Genomic DNA, 22,107 nt, shown 5'->3' on the forward strand with positions numbered 1-22,107 from the left:
GGTGCCGATACAGTTTTGACTTAAACTTATTTTCATTGCATAACATACAAAAACATTTTAAAATATTATTTAGAAAGAATGATAAGTCTCCAGTTGTTCATATTACTTTGAAGGAGAGGCATGAATTATGTTTAAAAAAATACTCGTACCGGTTGACGGCTCAAAATTTTCGGATCTGGCTATTGAAAAAGCAAAAGAAATAGCAGGCGCATTCGGCAGTGAAATTATGATATTAAATGTATTGGAAGTCTCTAAAATTGATTATCCGTCTAATCCTTATAAATTTTCACCGGAACTTATCGAAAATTATCAAAAAGAAAGCAGGATAATATCCAGCAAAATTTTAAACGAAGCCCAAAACATGCTTGAGGATATGTCGAATAAGGTCAGCATCCATTCGGTTGAGGGGAATCCTTCTGAAGAGATTGTCAATTATGTAAATTCTCATGATATTGATCTTGTGATCATGGGATCCAGCGGAATGAGCGGCGTGCTTAATTTATTAGGCAGTGTAACCCGCAAAGTTACGCTTGGTATTGAAAAACCAATTTTGATCGTAAGGTAAAATTAATTTGCAAATACTGTGTAAAAGGGGCATTTCGATTCAAATTATTTAAATCGAAATGCCCCTTTTCAATGTGTATTCTTAAAGTTTGCTATCATATTATGCGGAAAGCGGATCATTGTCTAGAGAGCAGGGGGGTTGCCGCCCGAGCTGCATTAATGTCTGAGTTTATTATGAAATTCGACCCAACCGGCAGGCCATGCGGTTTGCCTGGGCTCTGCCGGTTGCCTGGTTGATCTGTTCGGGCAACTACCTGTTTAATCCGTGTCCGAAGCCCATACCCTCGCCGTTTTTCATTGAACCATTTCCGTTACCCTTGCCATTCGCATTGCCCATACCACTTCCATCGCAAACACCGGTTCCGTTACCAATACCTTTGCCCTGTCCAAAGCCTGCGCCGTAATTCTTGCCCATTCCGGCATTGCCGTTTCCGTTACAGGCAGCCTGGCGGTTCTGTAGATTGTTATAAATGTTGTCTGCCTGTTCCTGTGTAAGCCTGCCGTCCTCTACTCGCTGGTCAAGCATGATTTTCTTTTGCTCAAGCATTTGTGTTTTAAACTCATCCAGTTTGCCTGCTTCATTTGCTATTGTGCCGTAGGTCTTTCCTGCGGCACGCTCATTGTAAAGCTCCGAAACTGTTTTACCTGTCAATTCGGCTGTTATTTCTGCCGGTGTTTTTGCTGTTGCCGCATAGGCGGCGCCTGCCGCGCCCAGAACCCCTGCGACTGTTGCCACCACAAGCAGTTTCCTGAAGTTGATCATGAAATCACGCTCCTTATCTTTTTTTTGCAGCTTGTATTTTTATTATAAGGAACAATTGTGATAGAAGTATGTTAGAAGACTGAAAGAACGGTGATAGTCTTGAAAAAGAATATCATTTTTGAAGCTCAAACCAGAAGGTTGTGCCGGCCCCCTTTTTGCTTTCCACTCCATAAGGCGCCTGGTGCGCTTCCAGTACGCTCTTGACGATGGCGAGTCCCAGTCCTGTGCCAAGGACGTTTTTACCGGCAGTCTTTTTAGCTTTATAGTACCTGTCCCAAATATGGGGAAGATCCTCTTCCGCTATACCGCTACCCGTGTCCGTAACCTCGACACGGACAACTTGCAAGTGGTCAATCACCTTGACTGTAACAGTCCCGCCCGGGGGTGTATGCTTGATGCCATTATTGATCAGGTTGTAAAATACCTGCTCAATTCTTTTTTCATCCGCTTCCACAAGCGCATGTTTTGAATCTTGCAGTATGATTTGCACACCAGTTTTCTCGCTTATAACATCATATCGTTTTATAACCGTGTCAAGCACATCCTTTATTGGGAAACGGCTTTTATTAAGACGGGCATAGCCCGCCTGGAGCTGGGAAAGGTTTAGGATGTCGTCTACAATTTCACTGAGGCGTTCTGTCTCTTCAATGATCATGCCAAGCTGTTTTTCGCGTTTTTCCGGAGCATTTCCGCTGACGTCCCGGATGGTTTCAGCATACCCTCTGATAATGCTTAAAGGCGTGCGGAGTTCGTGGGAGATGTTGGAAATTAAATCTTTTCTAAGTTGTTCAATTTTGGCTAACTGTTGTCCCAGGTAATTGATGGTTTCTGCCAGTTTGCCGATTTCATCCTGTTTGTTCGATTTTATTCTTGCTGAAAAATCGCCTGAAGCCATTGTTTCAGACACTTTTTTGATTTCCAGTATGGGCCGGGTAAAGCTTCGGGAGAGGAAGAAGGAGAGCAGCAGGGCAGCAGTCAAAAGGACCAGGGTGATATAAAACAGCTGCCATTTTAAGATCAAGGCAGTGTCTTCAACAGGAGCCAGTGGCATATTGATCAACATCACGGCGGACAATGCCCCGGATTGTTTGACCGGCAGGCCCAAGAGCATAAATTCATAGCCGAAACGTGGGTGAGTCAGTGGAATGGTGACCTCCTTGCCGCTCAAAACGGCCTGAAAAGCTTCCGCCCTGGCAATGTTTCTTTGCATGGGTATGTGCATGCTTGTTGAATCCGTGGTATAGATGGAGTTTCTGTCCAGATCCAGCAACTCGATATTCAGGTTGTTATTAAAAGCAAAAGCATCCAGCTTATCCTTGAATTCGGCCCTGCTCCCGTCATAAAGCAATTTGGCAATGGAAGCGCCTTGATTTTTGACATCCGATATGCGCATGCGGGTATAAAAGCTTTCCAGAAATACAATTTGGAAAAGCCATAAAAGTATCAATACCATCATTACAAGCGCCATCATCCCGGCCCAAAGCTTAAAGCCGATGCTTTTCATTTTTTGACTCCCGCTTCAAATTTGTAACCGGTCCCCCAGACGGTAACGATGAATTTCCTGTAGTCTTTTAGGCTTTCCCTCAGCATTTTAACATGGGTATCCACGGTCCTGTCATTGCCCGCAAAATCATAGCCCCATACCTTTTCAAGAAGCTGTTCCCTGGAAAATACCCTGTTGGGGTTCCTGATAAAAAAATTGAGCAGCTCATACTCTTTTGGCGTAAGGTCAATAATATTACCATCCACATAGACATTGCGCGCAGCAAACTCTACCACCAGGCCTTCAAAGATAGCTTTATTCTCCGGCGCCGCCTCCGGTAATGGTGAAACGCTTCTTCTGATAATGGCTTTCATGCGGGCCAGCAGTTCTTTTGGGCTGAATGGCTTTACAATGTAATCGTCCACTCCCAGTTCGAAGCCAAAAAGCTTATCGTATTCCTCACCCCTTGCTGTCAGCATGATCACAGGCACATTGGAGGTTTTTCTGATTTCCGTGCACACGCTCCAGCCATCCATTCTGGGCATCATAATATCAAGCACAATAAGGGAATACTTGTTTTGTTTGAACAGCGCCAAAGCCTCAACTCCGTCTGATGCCTCGTCAACCGAATATCCCTCAAGGCTGATATACTCCTTGATCATATCCCGGATGCGTTCTTCATCGTCAACAATCAGTATCCTTGCCTTATGCACAAAAAAACACCTCTTAACAAAAGATACAACCCTTAACATATATTAATTCTGCTTCAAATATTCAAAAACAAGAAAATCTCTAACCGGGGTAATGTAAAAAAAAGTTGCTTTTCTAATGTTATTTAAAGGTTTAACAGCTATAATAATGGAAGCTCCAAAATCTTATGTTTTATACCTGCTACAAACATTGGAGGATCCGGCATGAAGACGAAGCGGGAACGCAAGATTCTTATTTTATACGCCAGTTATGGCGACGGGCATGTACAGGTTTCCAAAGCATTGCAGCAGCGTTTTTTGGAGAGAGGGCTCCACAATGTGCTGATGTTAGATTTGTACGCTAACGCGCATCCCCTGATGGATGCGGTTACGCGTTTTGCTTATCTGATGAGTTGTTCTTTTTGCCCCAAGCTTTATGGTTGGAGTTACTATCTTACGCAAAACATGCAGCATAAATGGACACCGGTAAACTTTTTAAACACCTTTGGTATCGGCGCCTTAAGAGAGATCATCCGAGTAGAAAGGCCTGACGCTGTTATCAATACATTTCCCATGGCGGTCATGGCGGAGCTACGCAAGCAAACTGGACTCCAAATTCCCATTTTTACGGTATTAACTGATTTTGTCCTCCATGACCGGTGGATTCATCAGGAGATCGATCATTATTTTGTGGCAAACGAAGAATTAAAAACAGCCATTATTAACAAAGGAATACCGGCCGAACGCGTCAAAGTCAGTGGAATTCCCTTAAGAAAGGCGTTCTGTCAAACGTACAACAAAAATCAATTATTCCTGCGCTACGGGCTGGAGCCTTCAAAAAAGATCGTTTTAATTATGGCCGGCGCATACGGCGTAATGCGGAACTTGAAAAAAATATGCCGGGCACTGTTGGATTTGGAAGATATTCAGATTTTATTGGTTTGCGGGAAAAATCAAGCATTGAAAGAAAGAATTGAAGCCAGCTTTGCTCAGAAGCCTAATATCTATATTTTTGGCTTTGTTGAACATATTCAAGAACTGATGTCTATATCTTCTTGTATGATCACAAAAGCAGGGGGTATTACACTCTCAGAGGCGCTGTCATTGCAGCTGCCGGTAATTGTTTTTCGTCCCTTGCCGGGACAGGAGAAGGAAAACGCTTATTTTCTGGCAAATAAAGGGGCTGCAAAGATTGCCTGTAAAATAGAAGAACTGGTCCAGCATCTTGAGCAGATTTTGTATGAAAGACAGCAGGTGAGCCAAATGAAAAAGGCTATTTATGCGCTTCAGAGAAAGGACGCCTCTGAAGCGATTGTGCTTGATATTTTAAACGAGCTTGATGGCGCGGGCGTTTAGGCGCCCGCGCCATGCGTCCGGCAATGCTAGCATTTTGAGAGACCACAGCTTCTGCAAATCAAACATCCTTCGGCTCTTTCAAGTTTTTCTCCACATTCGCATAACAGAGTATCGTCGACAAGGATTTCTCCGGCTCCGTTGTAATCGCTGAACTGTTTTTTCAACTCCGCTTTGATCTCGGCGATCTTATATGCGATGGCCGAGGCGCAGGACTTACCTTGTGAAAGGTTTTTGCCTTTGCCTTTGGCCAGCATGTAAGAAGGGCAGGAGTGCGTACCCTGCAGCTGCTCAACGATTTCTTCAAGGGAGATACCGCCGCGGATCGCCAGGCTGATCAGCCTGGAGGTGGCTTCCGTGTAAACCAGGCACCCGCCGTCTGAGCCGGTCGTAATGAAGGTCTCCAAAATTTCACCGCTGTCCGGTTGATAGTTGACGGTGAGATACAGCTTGCCGCAGCCTGTATCCAGACGGTGAGTCATGCCGTGGGCGCTGACCGGCCTGGGCAGTATTTCACCGCGACGGAGGACAAATTTCTCCGGCGCGTCTTCCTGCCGGCCCACGGTAACCGTACCTTCTTTACAACCGTCCCGGAAAACGGTGATGCCTTTGAGTCCCAGACTATATGCCATTCTATAACATGTTTCAATATCTTCCGTGGTTGCGGCGCCGGGCAGATTGATGGTCTTGCTGACAGCATTATCCACATGTTTTTGAATTTCGGCCTGCATCAAGATGTGATCCGCAGGGGCTATATCCTGCGCGCCTTTAAAAATTCGTGCGATTTCTACAGGGATCTCCTTGATCCCCTGGCAAGTGCCGCGCCGGGCGACCTCCTCCAGGATGCTGTTAGAAACGCCGTATAGTTGGCACGCTTCCAGGAATAACGGGCTGAATACTTCGAAATCCCCTGCTACATTGGTCGATTTTTTGTAAGCGACTGCAAATATCGGTTCGATGCCGTATCCCTCGCAGCCGGCCATCGTCGTCACCGAACCGGTGGGCGCAATGGTCACACAGGTACCGTTTCTAATTTTCTCTGCGGGGTGAAATTTACTGTTTTCCCATTCCGGAAAACATCCCTTTTCCTCTGCCAGTGCCCGGGAGGTATCGTTGGCTGATTGCTGCATCAGTTCGATGATTTCACCCGCGTACTTCCTGCCCTCCGCCGAATCATAGGGAAGTCCCGCTTTGATCAGTGCGTCGGCAAGACCGGTAAAGCCCAGGCCGATTTTCCGGGTAGCCCTGGTCGCTTCGGCAATCAAAGGGAACGGGTACTCGGCCACATCGATCAGGTTGTCCAAAAAACGCACGGCGATAGAGACAGTGTCTTTAAACAAAGCGCGGTTGATGCGGCCGTCTTCCGCGATCAGGCGGGCCAGGTTGACGCTCCCCAGCAAACAGGATTCGCCCGGAAACAAAGGTTGTTCACCGCAGGGATTGGTGCAGTTTAACTGTTTGTGCGGCAAGGGATTGGCTTTTTGGATGGTATCCAAAAAAATAATCCCCGGATCGCCGCAGGCGTGCGCGGACTGGACGATTGATTGCCACAGTACGGCGGCCGGCAGCACATCATGCACTTCACCGTTAAAGATGAGCGGCCAATCTTCTCCCTGCTCGAGAGCTTGCATAAAGGCGTCCGTTACGCCAACCGATAAGTTGAAGTTGGTCAGGCCGCCATCGAGTTTGGCGTGTATAAAGTTCATAATTTCCGGGTGGTCGATGTTTAAGATGCCCATCGACGCGCCCCGGCGCACGCCGCCCTGCATGACCATATTGGAAGAGGCGTTGTAGAGCTTGATCAGTTCAACCACGCCGGAAGCTTTTCCTTTGGTCGACTGCACCAGAGAGCCCCGTGGCCTGATCGTGCTGAAGTTGTATCCCACGCCGCCGCCGGATTTGAAAACAAGGGCGGTCGACAGCAAGGTTTCATACATGGAATACAGGGTATCTTCCACTGCCAGGACAAAGCAGGCGGATGGCTGCCAGGGCCGGTCGGGTTTACCCATGTTGGCCCAAATAGGAGTGGAAGGGACAAATAAAAGGTCCCCGATGATAGAGGCAAATTTTTCTTCCCAATGGGGTTGGGCTTCTTTTTCGGCGCTTGCCGCCACCCGGGCCAGGCGAGAAACTGCCTGCTCGAATGTTTCACAGATATGTCCTTGCTCATCTCTCAATGCGTAACGCGCGTTAAATACTTTTTGACCTGCATCCGTTAGTTGAGTCATAGCCAGCCACCTTTAATCTGAATTTCCGGTAAGAATGAAGTTGGGTTTTCGATAATCCTTGCAATAAGCAGTAAAAAATTACATAATGAGTGATAATGGTTATATTATATTAATCTAAATTATAGTATGAATTGGCGCGGGGATAAAACCTTTTTTGTTTTGATTTCGGTTAATGGTCGAAAACCTGTAAAAGAGGGATAGCGGATGTTGAAGATAAGGCCTTTTTTGAAATGGGCCGGCAATAAGTACCATATACTGGAACAAATCAAGGCTGTTTTGCCCAAGGGGAACCGTCTTATTGAGCCTTTTGTAGGTTCAGGGGCTGTTTTTTTAAACCTGGTTTATCAGGAATACCTGCTGTCTGATAATAACGGGGATCTGATCAATCTTTACCTGACTTTGCAGGCTGAAGGCGAGCCATTTATTAATTATTGCAAGTCTTTTTTTACTGAAGAAAATAACCGGAAAAACCGTTATTATGGACTGCGGGAGCTCTTTAACACAACTAATGAAAACACTTTAAAAGCGGCTTTGTTTATCTATCTAAACCGGCATGGCTACAACGGGCTATGCCGCTACAATTCCAAAGGGGGATTTAATACTCCTTTTGGGCAGTATATCAAACCGAAATTTCCTGAAAAAGCCATGCAGCATTTTCTTGCTAAAGCAAAAAATGCTGTATTTAAGGTGGCTGATTTCAGGGATATCATGAAAACAGCAAAAAAAGGCGATGTTGTTTACTGTGACCCTCCTTATGCGCCTTTGTCCGCTACTGCGAATTTTACAGCTTACAGCTCCGGTGGTTTCGGGAGCAAGGAGCAGGTTGAACTGGCGGAGTCTGCCCGGGATTTGGCCGGCAGGGGTATTCCGGTGCTGGTATCGAACCATGCTACGGAATTCATCTTAAACGCTTATAAAACTGCCAGAATAGAACGGCTTTATGTGCAGAGATTTATTAGCTGTGACGGGGCTAACCGGGGCAAAGCCGAAGAAGTGCTGGCTTTGTTTGAAGGAGCATGAACAACATATTGACAAATGCAATATAAACACCCACATTACGTTCCCTGGGGCTGAACCTTAATTTTCAATCGCACAAAAAATTCGAATGAATTCTCACCAGCATAGGGATGTCTTAAATTGTTGTGTGGCGTGCTTACTTCTCTTTATGTTCCCCGATTTTTTTCAGCAGCAGCGGAAGCAATTCTTTTGCGTCGACAACCGCTCCGTAGTCCGATACCTGGAAAATAGGCGCTTCAGGGTCTTTGTTGATGTTGATGATTACTTTGCTGTCTTTCATGCCGGCAATATGGTGGGTGGAGCCGGAGACGCCAAACCCGATGTAGACCTGCGGCCGTACCGTTTTCCCGCTGGTCCCGATCATGGCGTGCTCACCTTCGGCCCAACCTTCGTCAAGCGCCGGCCGGGTGCAGCCTACCGCGCCGGAGAGTGCCCCGGCGAGCTGGTTGAGATAGGGCCACGTGTCCTGTCCCACTCCCCAGCCGCCCGCCACTACCGTTGCGGCTTTTTCGAGAGGGAGCCCTGCCGGCTGCTTCTGGACAACCCGGACGGCCTTGAGCGGTGATTCATAACCGTCCAGTATCGACGCAGTCTCTTTTATGACCTCACCGGTACGGGTAGTGTCTCGATCCGGTTTTGAAAACATGCCGGGTTTGACGCTGGCCATCTGAGGCCGCTCTATGGGGCAAAAAATATCGCCGAGGACCATGCCGCCGAAAGCGGGTACCACCTGTACCAATTCACCCCGGTCATTGATGTTCAGGTCCACGCAGTGCGCCGCAAGGCCCGTTTCCAGCTTGGCCGCCACGGTTGCAGAAAGTTCGCTGCCGCAGTAAGAGGCGCTGAAAAGGACTATTTCTGGCCGGTGTTTTTTAACCAGCTCGGTCAGCACAAGCCCGTAGGTATCATTTTGGTAAAGCTCCAGCCTCGGATCGTCAATGAAAATGACCTTGTCCGCGCCGTGGACGATAAGTTCTCCGGCCAAAATACCGGTATTGTTCCCCAGGAGTACGGCCGAGACATGTGAACCCCCTCCAAGCGCTGCAAGCTCCCGTGCTTTCCCCAAAAGTTCAAGGGTAACTTCAGCAAGCATGCTCCCGTTTTGTTCAACGATTATCCAAACCGCGCCGGGTTGTTCAGGCAAGTTTTTCACTTCCTTCTAGTAGAGCGTTTCCTAAAACAATATTATTGGATACTGGTTAGGGTCAGGCTACCCTCAAAATGCAGGAGCGAATTCATTCGCACAAATGTTACATTAGCTACAACAAGTTCGGCGTTGGCGCGCCGTGTGCGATTGAAATGGCGCCTACGTCACTTCAATATCTCATGGCGCCGTTCCTGCGGCATTTGAGTCTAATCAGGAAATCGACATACTAGGCAAGCACACCTGCATTACGCAGGATTGCCACGATTTTTCCGGCCATGTCTTCAGGGGCGCCCTCGAGCAGCTCAGCTCTTCGCCCGTGCTGCGGCATATGCAAATCTCCGGGTTGCGTTGGGGATCCGGCCAAACCGGTATTGGCCGGGGCAAGTCCCAGGTCGCCCGGCCCCCAGGTTGTAAACGGCTTATTCTGGGCCATGACAACTCCCATCAGGGTAGTGTAGCGCGGGGTGTTGATCTCTCTGGCAACACCCAGCGCCAGCGGAAGGCGGCCCTGGTATTCAACATAACCGTTCTCGATTTTAGTTTTAATTTTAATAGTGGAGGCTTCCATGCTCAGTTCGGTAACATGGTTGAGGTGGGCAAACCCCATCAACTCACCCACCTGGGAGGGTATATGGTTTGTCCCGCCGTCGGCGCTTTCAGAACCGGTCAGGATTAAGTCAAGCTCCCCGATTTTTTTTAAGCCGGCGGCGAGGACTCTTGCTGTGGCCAGTGTATCGGCTCCGGCAAAAGCGCGGTCACTCAAAAGGTAGGCCTCATCGGCTCCCATGGCCAGACCCTCTTTTAGGGTTTCCCTGGCGTCCGGGGGGGCCATGGAAACCAGTACAACTTTGCCGCCAAGCTGCTCTTTTAATTGCAGGGCGGCCTCGACGGCGTTTTTGTCGACCGGGTTGATGATCGTCGGGATCCCTTTGCGTTCCAGCAGTTTTGTCGCGGGGTCGATGGTTATTCTGTGGTAGTGCCCGGGGTCGGGGACCGGTTTAATACAGACTGCTATGTTCATTTTCCGCCATCACTTTCTTAATTCTTCGCCGGCAATAATAACCTGCATGATATGTGACGTGCCGCAGCAGGGAATGGTCCCCATGGCGTCCAGCAGGTAGCGGCTGACCGGGTAATCGGCTACCAGCCCGTAACCGCCCATGAGGTCCATCGTCCTTTTAGCCGCGTTGACGGCAGCTTCCGCGGCAAAGAACTTGGCCATCGAAATTTCAGCAGTATTAGGCAGATCAGCGTCTTTCATGCCCATGGCGTTATAGGTCAGGAGCCGGGCCGCCTCGTAGTCGGTCCGGTTTTGGGCGATGAGGAACTGGATGTTGGCCAGCTTCGACAGGGGCTTGCCGTAAATTATACGCTCCTTGGCGAATTTCACCGACTCTTCCAGGCACGCCCGCAAAATTCCCACGGCAACTGCGGCTGTCCCGCCCCTGCCCATAACACCTAAAGTGCCGAGGCTGATTTTGGCGCCGTCGCCAAGTTGGCCGAGCAAATTGCTTTGCGGCAGCCGGACGTTGTTCAAAATGACTTCCCCGGTATAAGATCCGCGCAAGCCGGCCTTTTTTTCCTTGCGGCCAGGCGTGTGGCCCGGAGCGCTGCCTTCAATGATAAAAACGGAAATTTGCGGGCGGCCTTTGGCGTCTTTCCCGGTGTTAACGTTCATCACATTGACTCCCATGCAGTGAGAGTTGGTGATGAAACACTTGCGGCCGTTTAAAACCCAGTCTCCGTCAACCAGTTGCCCGGTTGCTTTTTGTCCCGCGAAGTCCGATCCTCCCCCCGGCTCAGTGATGGAAAAACCTCCGAAAGCTCCCGAGCAGAGCATGGGCAGGTACTTCAGTTTTTGCTCCTCGCTGCCCCAGTTCATGATGGCGTAAACACCCATGTAGTGGGCTACCAGGGTCGCGGCGAAACCGGCGGAGCGCCGTCCAACCTCTTCAAGGATAATGGCCTGTTCGATGTGCCCCAGACCTGTCCCGCCGTACCTCGTGGGTACGAAGACCCCGTTGAAGCCAAGCTGGGCCATTTTTTTGAACAGCTCAACAGGGCAGGTGTCCTCATCGTGGATTTTCTGCGCGATGGGGGCGATTTCATTCTCAACGAAATCCCTTACTGCTTTTCTCAGTAGCTCCTGCTGTTCAGAAAGCTTTAACATCCTTTCGCCTTCCTTTCCTATCGATTTCCTGGTTAATACGAATAACTGCGCAAAATGTTGATCATAAGTTGAAGTAAAATTTGGTCTAATCTATTATACCATCTACAGGTAAGACGGAAACTGATTAATGTGGTGTAAGTGGGGGTTTCCGCTTTTTATATGTTATACTATTTTAGTATACAGTATAAAAGTATATTTGTTCTTGACGGGCTTATATGACTGAAAGTTATTGTATAAATGATATTTTAAAAGTGGAGGGAAATGGATGCCTAATAAATTGATATCCATGCAGGAAGCGGTTGCCCAATACACCTGGGACGGGATGCAGTATGCCCACGGGGCTTCCCTTTCCGTCGGAGCGGATTCGCTTGCATTCGGCCGGGAAATGGTCCGGCAGGGCAGGAAAAACCTGCATGTGCTTTCCCACTGCTGCGCCCAGCAGCTGAACCTTCTGTGCGCGGCAGGGGCTGTCGACAGGATTGAAACCGCATTTTCCGGCCTTGAGGTTTACGGCTTTCCCTACGGCTTGAGAAGAGCGGTGGAAAGCGGCCGGACCGTTGTGGAGGACTATTCCAATTTAAACTTTTCATTAAGGTTATTGGCCGGCGCTATGAACTGGCCGTTTTGCCCGACCGTTTCCGGTTATGGCTCCGACCAGGAGTGGCGAAGCGCTTTTTCCCCGGAGGAATACCCCTGCGAGCGGAAAATACCGGAGGTGGTGGACCCCTTTACCGGAAAAACGTGTCACGTCCTTTCCCCGTTAAAACCGGATGTGGCTGTGATCCATGTAACGATGGCCGACCCGGACGGCAACGCCATCATGCTCGGTACAGAATGGAACCGCTATGAACTGTCCCGGGCGGCTAAAAAAGTCGTGCTGCAGGCCGACCTGATTGTCGACACCGGTTGTATGCGCCAATACCCCAACCTGGTGCGGATTCCCGATGTTGTGGTGGACGCGGTGGTTTATTGGCCGATGGGTGTTTGGCCGCAGTGCTCCACCGGTCTCTACGACAGCGATGAGGAGCACATGTATTATATGAACAGCGCCATGAAGACCCCGGAAGGCTTCGCAGAGTATAAACAAAAATATATCGACAGCTACAATACCTTTGAGGAGTACCTGGAAGTAATCGGGCAGGAAAGAATCAATAAACTTCAGGACACGACCACGTGGTATCTTATGGACCCGTACCGGAAATGGATCATGAGCGATGAGGAAATCGCTAAATTAACAGATGGGAGACAGCGCGGATGAATTACACCAGGCAAGAAATGATGGCGATAGCTGCCGGCAGGGAAATACGCGCGGGTGAGATGGCTATCTTCGGGGTAGGCTTAAGCATGCTGGCCGGCCACTTTGCCAAGCGTAACCATGCCTTTCATATCAAAGATTTAACCGAAAGCGGCATTTACGGGGCCACTCCGGTAGGGGGGCTTCCCTGGGGTGTGGAGGATAACCGCATCTCCTCCAATGCTACCTCTTTTACCAATTGCATGGACGCGCTTGGTGTGATGGTCGCGTCCGGCAGGTGCGATGTGGGTATCATCGGCGCCGCTCAGATTGATAAGTACGGCAACGTCAATACCACGGGCTTGTGGGCAGATCCCGCCAACCCGGTGTACCTGCCGCCGAAAACCAGGCTGAGCGGCAGCGGCGGCGCGCCCGAAATTGCTTCCGGCTGCAAGCGTTACATTATTATGGCGGCGCATGAAAGGAAGAGGTTTGTTGACAAGGTGGATTATATATCCTCACCCGGTTACCTGACCGGCGCCGCGGCCAGGGACCGGTATCATTTCCGCGGCGGCGGGCCGGCGCTGATCGTTACCACGCTGGGCATCATGCGGCCCGATCCGGTGACCAGAGAGTTCATTCTGACAGAGTATTACCGTTCTTCCAGCATTGAAGAGATTAAGGAAAACACCGGCTGGGATTTAAAAGTCGCGCCTGACGTGAAACTGGTACCCGAGCCGACTCCCCGGGAATTGGAGAATTTAAGGGCGGTTGATAAAACGGGAATGCTCAGAAGAAAAGATTAGCAAATAGCAAGAATATTCCGGATTTGACGGTGAACATTGACAAACGCTAAGATTGTTTTATAATAGGTATTAGTTAGGTGTTAATTAATACACTAATATTAATTAGAGGTACCCTAACGTGAAGCAAGACGACGTTCGAAAAATTGTCCTTTCAATACTAGAGGAATATGGCTTAATTGACCCGGATAGCCAGGCCAAGGAGAGCGATTACTATTTCCCTGATGAATTAAAGTTAACCGACCGTCAAAGAGAAGCGTTGAGTCATTTGATTAGAGGACTGGGTTTACAAGCTACCGCAAACGAAATGGGTATTTCTGTGAGTAAAGTTATCCACCATAGAAATGTTTTAATAGCTAACGGGTTTGGCTATTTGTTTAGAGGCGATAACGATATCCAGTGCCCTTTCTGCGGGCTGTTTTGCCGTTCAAAAGACGCTTTTTTTAAACATATTTACAAGCATAATAAATAGTTAATTTTTGAATATTCATTTTGTTACTCACACCTCCAAACCATTGTACCTTTTTAACCCCCTTAAAGGACTTGCTAAGCGCCATACTTAGCCAAGTCCCTTTTTTTTGCTGCATTGCCGATTTTTCATTAAAATTAAGATTTATTTGGTTTTTGTCTTCAGTTTTTTCAACGCTTGCTCCAGACCTTCCGGCGTAAGTTCATACATGGGAAAGACCCTCTGGATCAAGGCAATGCTATAATAACCCTCTGCCGTAGCCCAGCGATCGGAGGGGATGGGGTTAAGCCAGACCGAGAAAGGCAAATGCCTGGCCAGGCGCTCCAACCAAAAAAGTCCCGGTTGTTCGTTATACATATCCCAATCGATGGCGCCGCCGCGCATTGTGAGTTCACTCGGCGCCATGCTGGCGTCGCCTGCGATGATCAGGCGGTAGTCAGCATTCAGAGAGCTCAATACATCATCCGTCTTGACTGCGTTGCGCGGGATCAGGGCGGGACTGGTGTAAATGCGGTCATAAATGCAGTTGTGAAAGTAGTAAAACCGCATATCCTTGAAATGGGTGGCGCGGTGGGCTGCTGTAAAAAGGCGGCTGCAAATCTGCATGTATTTATTCATTGAGCCACCCGAGTCCATGAGCAGGATTACCTTCATCGTATTACGGCGGGGACGCTCCCAGATCAACTTTAACTTGCCGGCATTTTTGCAGGTAGCGTCTATGGTGCCGTCCAAATCGAGTTCGTCCTTGGGTCCTTCCGTCCTGCTGCTGAACTGCCGCAGCTTGCGCAGCGCTACCTCAAAATTACGTACGCCGGTGATCTGGTCGTCCCGGAACTCCTGGTAGTGCCGTTCCGCAGCCACCTTGACAGCTGAGCGGTTAACAGATGTGCCCCCGATACGCACGCCGGCCTTGTGGTAGCCGGAATGGCCAAAAGGCGACCTGCCGCCTGTACCTATCCATTGCGAGCCGCCGTGGTGCTCGCCGTCCTGGTTTTTTAACCTGTCCTCCAGTTGGCGTCGCAGTTCATCCAGATCCCAGGGGGTAAACGGAGAACGCTCCCCAGGAGGGACATGCAGGGGCGGCAGGGAGTCGGCAAGCCAGTCCAGCGCTTGTTTAATAATATCATCTGTGGTTTCCAAGCCCTGAAAATGTTTGGCAAAGGCCAGGTCATAGCGATCGTAGTGCGCCTCGCTCTTAATAAGCACCGCCCGCGCCAGGTAGTAAAAGCCGGTCAGACTGGAGAAAGAAAGCCCCTTGGCCAGCGCTTCCATCAAGGTCATCCATTCATTTAAGGAGACCGGAACGCCCTCGCTTTTTAGCTGATGGAAAAAATTGATAAACAAAAGCCAGCACCTTCCTTACCCCTCTAACCTCGTTGACTGTAGGGAAAGGGCCTTTGCCTGCCTTCCCGTTCATGCTGGTGGCGTGGTATTCTATCTAAATCCTGGTTTTTTTTGAGCAACACCCCGAGGAAGGGCAACTCCCGGCTGATTCGCTCCGGTTCGATGCCGCCGAGGGCAAGAGCCTGGACCCAGTCCAGAAGTTCGCTGGTGCTTGGTTTTTTGAGGAGTCCGCTGACATTGCGCAAACTGTAAAACGCCTCCATCGCCTGCTGCAGCAGATTTTCCTCCAGTCCGGGATGGTGCACTTTAATAATGCTCTTCATCATTTCCTTATCCGGAAAGTCGATATAGTGGAAGATGCAGCGGCGCAGGAAAGCGTCCGGCAACTCTTTTTCAGCGTTGCTGGTGATGATCACGATGGGCCTGTTTTTAGCGGTGATGGTTTCCCCGGTCTCTGGAATATAGAAACTCATAATGTCGAGCTCCCACAGGAGGTCGTTGGGAAATTCCAGGTCGGCCTTGTCTATTTCGTCAATTAAAAGCACTACCGGAACATCGGAGGTAAAGGCCTCCCCAAGCTTGCCGAGCCTGATATATTGCTTGATATCGGACACGTCCCGGTCCCCGAACTGGCTGTCGTAAAGCCGTTGCACCGTGTCATAGACATACAGCCCCTCCTGGGCTTTGGTCGTCGACTTGATATTCCATATGATGAACTTCAAGCCAAGGCTTTCGGCAGCGCTTTTTGCCAGCATGGTCTTGCCCGTGCCGGGCTCGCCTTTGACCAATAGCGGCCGTCCCAGGGCGATAGCGACGTTCACGCTGTTTTGCAACTCGTCCGACGCTATATAGTCCTTTGTGCCATAAAATCGAGAAAGTTTTTCCGACATAGATAACATTCTCCTCTATGAATTTTTTTGTATTTTATACAATATGATATAGCAGTACATTTCATACTAAGTTAATCATAATCCTAAGAACAAGCGGTGGCAAGTAATCTTTTAAATACTCATATTGACACGCGACGTCGTATGTCTTATAATAAGTTAGACATACGACATGCTATGTCGTATTGGTACAGAGAGGTGCTCACAGCTTATGAAGATGAGAGACTTGCTGCATATGCTCGAGGAAAAAAATGTAACCGTAACTGAGAGAATGGTCAGGCATTACCTTGACCTGGGGTTGTTGCCGGAACCGGAAAGGCCCAGTAAAAACCAGGCTATATATAACGAAGAACATTTTAAACGGCTGCTGGCAATTGACATGTTTAAAAGCAATGGACTGTCCTTGGATGAGATTAAAACTAAAATGGATGAATTATCATACTACTTTCATCATTTTAGGGGAGAAGAAGTTATAGATGACCCCAATATGCTGGCCCGTGAAGAATTAGATGAAATATCCTTGGATAGATCTTTAATCGAGGCTGAATACCCTCATTTAACACAATCGCATCAATTGTACGCAAGGAAACAGGTCTTAAAAGAGCTGGATTGTTCCGAAGAAAACCTCAAAGCTGCAACTCAATTCCTGGGCATGCACAGTGAAGAGTATTTCGACAGCATTGACATGTTTGCTATTAAAACCTATATTTTTTATCAAAAAGCAAGAGAGCTGTACTTCCGTTTTGATAACACGATACCTGAAGTTTTTGACCAGGATGTTCCTTATGAACTGGATATCGAAAAAGAATTTCGTGATACTCTCGAGGCGGCTAAAATTATTGTCAGAACAGCAAACATGAATCCCTTCCTGAATATTTTATTGAAAGCAATGATAGCTTATACTGCAAAAGAATCTCTATTAAATAGAGAAATATCCGATATTACCTGGGAAGGCCTGAATCTGGGCTGGTTATATAAAACAAGATGTACCGACTAGGGAGATAAGAAGGATATTAAAGAAAGGGGGATTATCTTGAAAAAACGCTACTTTAAAATCCTGCTTGACTATGGACACCTGGGTAATAGGAATTCACTTGAAGTAGCCCGTTATGTAACCGCAAAGAATTGTGTGGACGCGTTATTTTTTGGAAACAGAATGCCGAGGGTTAAAAGGAAGCGGGAAAAAACAGGCGTCATAAAAGTAATAGAGATTTCCTACAGCGAGTATCTCAGAGGTCAAAAAAACGAAGCAGATCACTCGTACTTGCTTACATATAAGTCACGGAAGTGTAGTTAGTTTGACTGGTTCACAGGACGGCCAGCGCTTCCAGATAATTGTTGATGTCATGGTTTCCCTTAATGCTGTTCATCTGAAATGATATTTTATAGTCGCGTTTAACATGCTGGTAATACAAGATCTTGTAGGGGCGCGGCGTTAAAATTATTACAGGCGGTAATTTAGGGACAAGATCATGCTCGTTGACGATACGGACACTGTTTGTTACCAGGCGGTTGTATTGAAAAGCAAAGATAGGGTTGCCAACTCTAGGTCCGGCAAAATTGTACATTACAGGCTTGAAAAAGGTGTTTGCGGCCACGTCCAGGGCGTTGATTACGGCCAACGCGGCTCCGAGACTATGGCCGGTTATATAAATGTTTGAGTTTGCAGGGAAGCTTAGTAATGTATTGATAATCTGTTTCCTGCACGATTCATAGATGTCCATGAAGCCATGATGAACTTTCCCTCTGCCGGGGGCAAAGGCGTAACCGGTCTGGTAGGCATTTGCGTTAGCCAGCCAATCCGTTTCAGACTGAGTCCCCCTGAACGCTACAACGATATTATCCCCGGATTTAATAATGAAACCAAACCATTCAGTTCTGTTTATAGCAGTCGCTTTAAACCCTTCCACAAGACTGTATCCATCCGGAATATCGAAATCTCCGTCGTTTGCATATTGGTTATAAGTTTGCATGCATACTTTAGCGAGAAAAACGGCCAGTGTCTTGTCGATTTCATTAGTTGTTTCCATGTGAAGCTCCATCTAAAAAAATAGGGATAATAAAACTTATTCAATTTTGGAGCCGGCGGTTACAGCAACTCGCCGGCTGAGTTATTTATAATGTTCCTCATGTCAAAAACACAGATATGAAAATTTTAAGTTTTCTCCTTTCCATATTGATATGTATCAAGCTGCTTCATTGAGCTTGCTTTTGAGGTAGTAGGTTACTGGGCTGGAACCGCAAAATGGCTACCATGGTCACTATTGATAATTCAGGCTTTTGACGGGTTAGGGCACGATTCGGACATCTCAGGACAAGGATTTGTACAATGTGCCTGAATGCTCATTATCTACAATATAGCGGCTTGTACCAATCGATGATGACAAATTGCCGGGTTGATCTGGAGTGAGAAAAGTCTCCATTCGTAATTTTAATAGGGTTTTAGTTTGGCTGGCATATATTTTGCTTAAAGGAATCCTTGGTTGTATAAATTCTCTTATAAAATTGGTCAGTTTTCAGAATATTTCAGAAAGGCCTTCATCGAATACGCTGCTTTTTAGCTAAACGCACCCGCAAAGTAGGATCTGGTTTCGGCTGGAAACGATGGAATAGCTAATACTAAGAGCAACATAAATGCAGTGGCAACTGTAAACTAGAATAATTACAAGGTGGGAAAAGTTGTGGATGCTGATGTTCGGCTGAATGAATTAAGTCTAAAAGGTTATTGCTGCAGCCAAGTGATACTACAGCTGGGTTTGGAGGTCCAAAACAAAGAGAACCCCGATTTGATCCAAGCTGTCTCCTCTTATGTAGGGGCCTGAATGGGGTGCTTTTGTGTGGAACGTTGACAGCAGGCTCCTGCCTGCTTTCTCTATGCGATCCTCAAAATGCCGCACAGTTTCTTATTAACGATTTGGTTGCGTAATTCAAAGAAGAATACGGTGAATTATATGGCGGAATCGACTGTAAGGATATTCTTGCCGGAGACCCGAGTAATCGTTATATGAGATGCCCGGAAATTGTCGCATCGACCTATGCAAAAGTGATGGAGTTACTAATTGAATGTGGCTATGAATTTCCAGAGGAAGTGATGTTTTAAGTTGGGATGCATAGAAGTACTTGAGAAGTGTAAGGTTCAATCAGATCTTTGTCGCGATCTTGGAGCTGTAAAAAAAAATAAGTAACAGATATTTGTTTATAGGAGTAAAAAATGAAAATTGCTGTAATGGCAGATGGTTGTGATGGCAATAGCAAGGTTGCAGAGAAATTTGCTGATGCCAGGTGGCTATTAATCGCGGATATGGATGGACAATGCATCAGTGAAGTTATTGAAAAGAGCAAGGAAGATATAGAGAACACTGAGCTTGCAAAAATAATTGTGGACAGGGATTGCGAGTTGGTTATTTGCGGTGAAATTGAGAAAATACCATTTGAGATTCTGGCAGACAGGCAGGTAACCCGAGCGCTGGGGAAAGGGTTAACCGTTACAGATGCCCTAAACTATGAGAGCATGCTGGAGCCCATAACAGATTGCATCGGTGGTACAGGCTGCCCTGGTGAGGCGAATTCCAAAGATATAGAAAGCTGTTGTGGTGAACATGTATAGTGTTAAGATAGAAGAGTTATCCATAGTTCAGCCTGCAATCCTTCTATTGAACGGTTTTTAATGACTTAATGGCATAACAATATTCATCTCTCTTAGTCTGTTGTTAATGTCCGCAGCCTATACTTGGGTGTTTGCCTTGCCTTTTAGATTATGGATTCCGGGAAAGAAACTCGCGGAAGAGCCTGGAGAATCTATTTGATTGCAAGGAATGGCGCCATGCCAGGCTTGCCAAACCGGGCTATTTTTTATCTGTTTCTACAAAGGGTGTTTAGAAAGTGGTGAAAGATGTAACAATGCAAAAGGAGATTATTTGTAGCTGTAATACTGATCATGCATCCGGTTGTTTGGTATGCGGGGGAGAATTATTTTATAATGCTGATTCTGCGATAGATGTTAAATGCGTGATTTGCGGTAAAGAAGAACAGTCCAATACTATATGTGTAAATGGTCATTATATTTGTGATGCGTGTCATAGGGAAAAAGTTCTTGATGTTGTGGAGCGGGTATGTGTTGCTACAGATTTAACAGATCCTGTAGAAATTACCTTACAGATTTTTAAACTGCCTGGTTTGCACATGCATGGCCCGGAATATCACAGTATCGTTGCTGCAGTGTTGGTGACTGCATACGGCAATTCAGTAAAAGACAAACAAGCGCAGGCAATAAAAGAAGCCATAAAGCGGGGTAAAGACATTAAAGGTCGGGGTATGCGGGACTCATGGCGCCTGTGGGGCCGGGGTCGGCGTGGGAGTCGCTTATTCTATCATCCATCAGGTAACTCCTCGTATAATTAATTTAGAGCCACGAAACAGCGATAATACCAACCGCCTGACAGCTTTGGCGCTATTAGAAATCAGTCGATTTGGTGGACCAAGGTGTTGTAAACGGGATGCGATGATTTCAATTGAAACGGCCAAACGAAACATCAAAGAGTTTGATAATAATGGCCGCAGCCGGTACATCTGCAGCCAGTTTATGAATAATCAAAAGTGCATCCAGTCTCAATGCCCGTACTTTCCCGAAAAGATCGTGTTGGGGGCAACAGAAACCTTTGCCCGGTTTGCCTTTCGCGTATTCCGGCGCAAAAGGTCAAATATGGCGCTAAAGTTTATTTGGAAAAAACCTGCCCGCAACATGGTGATTATAACACTATCATCTGGAACGGTCCTCCTGACTATGAATCATGGGAGCTTATCAGACAGCCTTCTCCCTCTGTCAGCTGCATCACAAAAGTGGACAAGGGCTGCCCTTATGATTGCGGCATTTGTCCCGGCCATCGTCAGAATACCTGTTGCGTATTGCTTGAGGTTACCAACAGATGCAATCTTTTGTGCCCGGTCTGTTTTGCTTCCTCGCAGGAAAACGCCGCCCCGGACCCGTCATTGGAGGAGATTGGCGCGTGGTATGATACCTTGATGCGCTGCGGCGGACCTTTTAACATACAATTATCCGGCGGCGAGCCTTCATTGCGTGATGACATCGCGGACATCATCCGTTTGGGCAAGAAAAAAGGGTTTTCTTTCTTTCAGCTCAATACCAATGGACTGCGCCTTGCCGAAGAGCCTGCCTATGTAGAAACGCTGCAAAAGGCGGGACTTAATTGTGTGTTTTTGCAATTTGACGCCATGCGTGATGAGCCTTATTTCGCTTTACGAGGCCGCAAGTTGCTCGAAACCAAGCTTCAGGCCATCGAAAACTGCATTGACGCGGGCCTGGGGTTGGTTTTGGTCCCCACCCTCGTGCCCGGCTTGAACGAAAATGAAATCGGTCCGATCATCCGCTTTGCTATAGAAAACCTGCCACATATACGGGGAGTTCATTTCCAGCCGGTCAGTTATTTTGGCAGGTATGGAGAAAAGAAAAACGAGCGCATAACGATACCAGATGTGTTGCGCGCGATCGAAGAACAGACCGGTGGACAGATGAAGGTGGAAGACTTTAGACCGGGTACGGCTGAAAACTCCTATTGTTCCTTCAATGCCAGCTTCCTTTTGCAACCCGACGGCGCGCTCAAGGTATTGCCAAAGACACAAAACTGCTGCTGCAGTAGTTCCACGGAGCAAAGGCCGGCCGGGGATTCGAAAAAAGCCAGAGAGTATGTGGCCCGTCAATGGAGCAGCGCGCCGGAACCAAAGTGGGTGATTTCCAGGTATGCGGCGCCCGGATCTTTTGATGAGTTTTTGGAACGCAGAGCCCTGTATACCCTGGCTGTATCCGGTATGGCATTTCAGGATGCCTGGAATCTTGATTTGACCAGGTTGCAGGAGTGCTATATACATGTGGTGAGTCCGGATAGGCGCATCATCCCGTTTTGCGCTTATAACTTGACAAGTATGGAGCATCCCTGAA

At 47.6% G+C, this 22,107-nt stretch carries 22 protein-coding genes and 1 pseudogene; 13 read left to right on the plus strand and 10 right to left on the minus strand.

The genetic code is table 11. The features are described 5' to 3' along the window. The first annotated feature begins 127 nt into the window (after window positions 1-127). Window positions 128-565: a universal stress protein gene (locus Psch_RS20440; protein ID WP_134218647.1), complete on the plus strand. Its 438-nt coding sequence runs from the start codon at window positions 128-130 to the stop codon at window positions 563-565. A 249-nt stretch (window positions 566-814) separates the two neighbouring features. On the opposite strand, the gene Psch_RS20445 is transcribed toward Psch_RS20440, so the two are convergent. The 3 genes from Psch_RS20445 to Psch_RS20455 all read right to left on the minus strand — a co-directional run bounded on the left by Psch_RS20445 (window position 815) and on the right by Psch_RS20455 (window position 3,523). Beyond that, a complete protein-coding gene (locus tag Psch_RS20445) occupies window positions 815-1,327 on the minus strand; it encodes a DUF2680 domain-containing protein (protein ID WP_190259531.1) in 513 nt (170 codons plus the stop codon). A 112-nt stretch (window positions 1,328-1,439) separates the two neighbouring features. Then, window positions 1,440-2,831: a sensor histidine kinase gene (locus Psch_RS20450; RefSeq protein WP_134218648.1), complete on the minus strand. Its 1,392-nt coding sequence runs from the start codon at window positions 2,829-2,831 to the stop codon at window positions 1,440-1,442. Then, on the minus strand, window positions 2,828-3,523 hold the full coding sequence (locus Psch_RS20455; protein ID WP_427910129.1) for a response regulator transcription factor: 696 nt from the start codon (window positions 3,521-3,523) through the stop codon (window positions 2,828-2,830). Before Psch_RS20455 ends, Psch_RS20450 begins: the two co-directional genes overlap by 4 nt. Window positions 3,524-3,724: 201 nt before the next feature. On the opposite strand from Psch_RS20455, the gene Psch_RS20460 reads away from it, so the two are divergent. Further along, complete coding sequence (locus tag Psch_RS20460) at window positions 3,725-4,855, plus strand: MGDG synthase family glycosyltransferase (protein ID WP_134218650.1); 1,131 nt, start codon at window positions 3,725-3,727, stop codon at window positions 4,853-4,855. Window positions 4,856-4,881: 26 nt separating this feature from the next. On the opposite strand, the gene Psch_RS20465 is transcribed toward Psch_RS20460, so the two are convergent. Continuing rightward, window positions 4,882-7,080: an adenosylcobalamin-dependent ribonucleoside-diphosphate reductase gene (locus tag Psch_RS20465; protein ID WP_190259532.1), complete on the minus strand. Its 2,199-nt coding sequence runs from the start codon at window positions 7,078-7,080 to the stop codon at window positions 4,882-4,884. Window positions 7,081-7,284: 204 nt separating this feature from the next. Here Psch_RS20465 and Psch_RS20470 point away from each other — a divergent pair, with 204 nt between their 5' ends. Then, entirely contained in the window at window positions 7,285-8,100 is an 816-nt protein-coding gene (locus Psch_RS20470) for a Dam family site-specific DNA-(adenine-N6)-methyltransferase (RefSeq protein ID WP_190259533.1), read from the plus strand. Window positions 8,101-8,233: 133 nt separating this feature from the next. Here Psch_RS20470 and Psch_RS20475 read toward each other — a convergent pair whose 3' ends face one another. From Psch_RS20475 to Psch_RS20485, 3 genes are all read right to left on the minus strand, one after another. Continuing rightward, window positions 8,234-9,241, minus strand: a complete 1,008-nt coding sequence (locus tag Psch_RS20475; protein ID WP_190259534.1) for an electron transfer flavoprotein subunit alpha/FixB family protein — start codon at window positions 9,239-9,241, stop codon at window positions 8,234-8,236. Between the two features lie 229 nt (window positions 9,242-9,470). Further along, the gene (locus Psch_RS20480; protein WP_190259535.1) at window positions 9,471-10,265 is read right to left on the minus strand and encodes an electron transfer flavoprotein subunit beta/FixA family protein; all 795 of its coding nucleotides are present in this window, start codon (window positions 10,263-10,265) and stop codon (window positions 9,471-9,473) included. Between the two features lie 9 nt (window positions 10,266-10,274). Next, window positions 10,275-11,414: an acyl-CoA dehydrogenase family protein gene (locus tag Psch_RS20485; RefSeq protein ID WP_190259536.1), complete on the minus strand. Its 1,140-nt coding sequence runs from the start codon at window positions 11,412-11,414 to the stop codon at window positions 10,275-10,277. Between the two features lie 265 nt (window positions 11,415-11,679). Between Psch_RS20485 and Psch_RS20490 the strand changes: the two genes are divergently transcribed. The 3 genes from Psch_RS20490 to Psch_RS20500 all read left to right on the plus strand — a co-directional run bounded on the left by Psch_RS20490 (window position 11,680) and on the right by Psch_RS20500 (window position 13,923). Next, window positions 11,680-12,672: a CoA transferase subunit A gene (locus Psch_RS20490; protein ID WP_190259537.1), complete on the plus strand. Its 993-nt coding sequence runs from the start codon at window positions 11,680-11,682 to the stop codon at window positions 12,670-12,672. Further along, a complete protein-coding gene (locus tag Psch_RS20495; protein ID WP_190259538.1) occupies window positions 12,669-13,454 on the plus strand; it encodes a CoA-transferase subunit beta in 786 nt (261 codons plus the stop codon). The genes Psch_RS20490 and Psch_RS20495 overlap by 4 nt, the downstream gene beginning before the upstream one ends. Window positions 13,455-13,572: 118 nt before the next feature. Then, window positions 13,573-13,923, plus strand: a complete 351-nt coding sequence (locus tag Psch_RS20500) for a helix-turn-helix transcriptional regulator (protein WP_134218658.1) — start codon at window positions 13,573-13,575, stop codon at window positions 13,921-13,923. A gap of 141 nt (window positions 13,924-14,064) precedes the next feature. Here Psch_RS20500 and Psch_RS20505 read toward each other — a convergent pair whose 3' ends face one another. Then, on the minus strand, window positions 14,065-15,264 hold the full coding sequence (locus Psch_RS20505) for a vWA domain-containing protein (RefSeq protein WP_190259539.1): 1,200 nt from the start codon (window positions 15,262-15,264) through the stop codon (window positions 14,065-14,067). Between the two features lie 23 nt (window positions 15,265-15,287). Next, entirely contained in the window at window positions 15,288-16,154 is an 867-nt protein-coding gene (locus Psch_RS20510) for an AAA family ATPase (RefSeq protein WP_190259540.1), read from the minus strand. Window positions 16,155-16,362: 208 nt separating this feature from the next. Between Psch_RS20510 and Psch_RS20515 the strand changes: the two genes are divergently transcribed. Next, window positions 16,363-17,148, plus strand: coding sequence for a MerR family transcriptional regulator (locus Psch_RS20515; RefSeq protein ID WP_190259541.1), 786 nt, complete (start codon window positions 16,363-16,365; stop codon window positions 17,146-17,148). A 36-nt stretch (window positions 17,149-17,184) separates the two neighbouring features. Next, window positions 17,185-17,448 carry a hypothetical protein gene (locus Psch_RS20520; RefSeq protein WP_190259542.1) on the plus strand — a complete coding sequence of 88 codons (264 nt, stop codon included), beginning with the start codon at window positions 17,185-17,187 and terminating at the stop codon, window positions 17,446-17,448. Between the two features lie 10 nt (window positions 17,449-17,458). On the opposite strand, the gene Psch_RS20525 is transcribed toward Psch_RS20520, so the two are convergent. Beyond that, window positions 17,459-18,181, minus strand: a complete 723-nt coding sequence (locus Psch_RS20525) for a lipase family protein (RefSeq protein ID WP_190259543.1) — start codon at window positions 18,179-18,181, stop codon at window positions 17,459-17,461. 651 nt (window positions 18,182-18,832) lie between these two features. Here Psch_RS20525 and Psch_RS20530 point away from each other — a divergent pair. The 5 genes and pseudogenes from Psch_RS20530 to trsS all read left to right on the plus strand — a co-directional run bounded on the left by Psch_RS20530 (window position 18,833) and on the right by trsS (window position 22,106). Continuing rightward, window positions 18,833-18,973, plus strand: a complete 141-nt coding sequence (locus Psch_RS20530) for a hypothetical protein (protein WP_190259544.1) — start codon at window positions 18,833-18,835, stop codon at window positions 18,971-18,973. A 389-nt stretch (window positions 18,974-19,362) separates the two neighbouring features. Further along, window positions 19,363-19,758 carry a NifB/NifX family molybdenum-iron cluster-binding protein gene (locus tag Psch_RS20535; RefSeq protein WP_190259545.1) on the plus strand — a complete coding sequence of 132 codons (396 nt, stop codon included), beginning with the start codon at window positions 19,363-19,365 and terminating at the stop codon, window positions 19,756-19,758. Between the two features lie 278 nt (window positions 19,759-20,036). Further along, entirely contained in the window at window positions 20,037-20,552 is a 516-nt protein-coding gene (locus tag Psch_RS20540) for a DUF5714 domain-containing protein (protein WP_190259546.1), read from the plus strand. Further along, window positions 20,503-20,715 (plus strand): annotated as a pseudogene (locus Psch_RS21780) (DUF5714 domain-containing protein); the annotation flags it as partial. The gene Psch_RS20540 and the pseudogene Psch_RS21780, both read left to right, overlap by 50 nt. A 47-nt stretch (window positions 20,716-20,762) precedes the next feature. Then, a complete protein-coding gene (gene trsS / locus Psch_RS20545; RefSeq protein WP_190259547.1) occupies window positions 20,763-22,106 on the plus strand; it encodes a radical SAM (seleno)protein TrsS in 1,344 nt (447 codons plus the stop codon). Window position 22,107 lies beyond the last annotated feature (1 nt).

The organism is Pelotomaculum schinkii (assembly GCF_004369205.1).
Classification (GTDB): Bacteria; Bacillota; Desulfotomaculia; order Desulfotomaculales; family Pelotomaculaceae; genus Pelotomaculum_C; species Pelotomaculum_C schinkii.

Coding starts and splice junctions, on each gene's coding strand:
- Psch_RS20490 (WP_190259537.1), top strand. CDS start 11,680: ATGCCTAATAAATTGATATCCATGCAGGAAGCGGTTGCCCAATACACC.
- Psch_RS20535 (WP_190259545.1), top strand. CDS start 19,363: ATGAAAATTGCTGTAATGGCAGATGGTTGTGATGGCAATAGCAAGGTT.
- Psch_RS20470 (WP_190259533.1), top strand. CDS start 7,285: ATGTTGAAGATAAGGCCTTTTTTGAAATGGGCCGGCAATAAGTACCAT.
- Psch_RS20480 (WP_190259535.1), bottom strand. CDS start 10,265: ATGAACATAGCAGTCTGTATTAAACCGGTCCCCGACCCCGGGCACTAC.
- Psch_RS20450 (WP_134218648.1), bottom strand. CDS start 2,831: ATGAAAAGCATCGGCTTTAAGCTTTGGGCCGGGATGATGGCGCTTGTA.
- Psch_RS20525 (WP_190259543.1), bottom strand. CDS start 18,181: ATGGAAACAACTAATGAAATCGACAAGACACTGGCCGTTTTTCTCGCT.
- Psch_RS20440 (WP_134218647.1), top strand. CDS start 128: ATGTTTAAAAAAATACTCGTACCGGTTGACGGCTCAAAATTTTCGGAT.
- Psch_RS20460 (WP_134218650.1), top strand. CDS start 3,725: ATGAAGACGAAGCGGGAACGCAAGATTCTTATTTTATACGCCAGTTAT.
- Psch_RS20495 (WP_190259538.1), top strand. CDS start 12,669: ATGAATTACACCAGGCAAGAAATGATGGCGATAGCTGCCGGCAGGGAA.
- Psch_RS20515 (WP_190259541.1), top strand. CDS start 16,363: ATGAAGATGAGAGACTTGCTGCATATGCTCGAGGAAAAAAATGTAACC.
- trsS (WP_190259547.1), top strand. CDS start 20,763: ATGCCCGTACTTTCCCGAAAAGATCGTGTTGGGGGCAACAGAAACCTT.
- Psch_RS20510 (WP_190259540.1), bottom strand. CDS start 16,154: ATGTCGGAAAAACTTTCTCGATTTTATGGCACAAAGGACTATATAGCG.
- Psch_RS20445 (WP_190259531.1), bottom strand. CDS start 1,327: ATGATCAACTTCAGGAAACTGCTTGTGGTGGCAACAGTCGCAGGGGTT.
- Psch_RS20465 (WP_190259532.1), bottom strand. CDS start 7,080: ATGACTCAACTAACGGATGCAGGTCAAAAAGTATTTAACGCGCGTTAC.
- Psch_RS20485 (WP_190259536.1), bottom strand. CDS start 11,414: ATGTTAAAGCTTTCTGAACAGCAGGAGCTACTGAGAAAAGCAGTAAGG.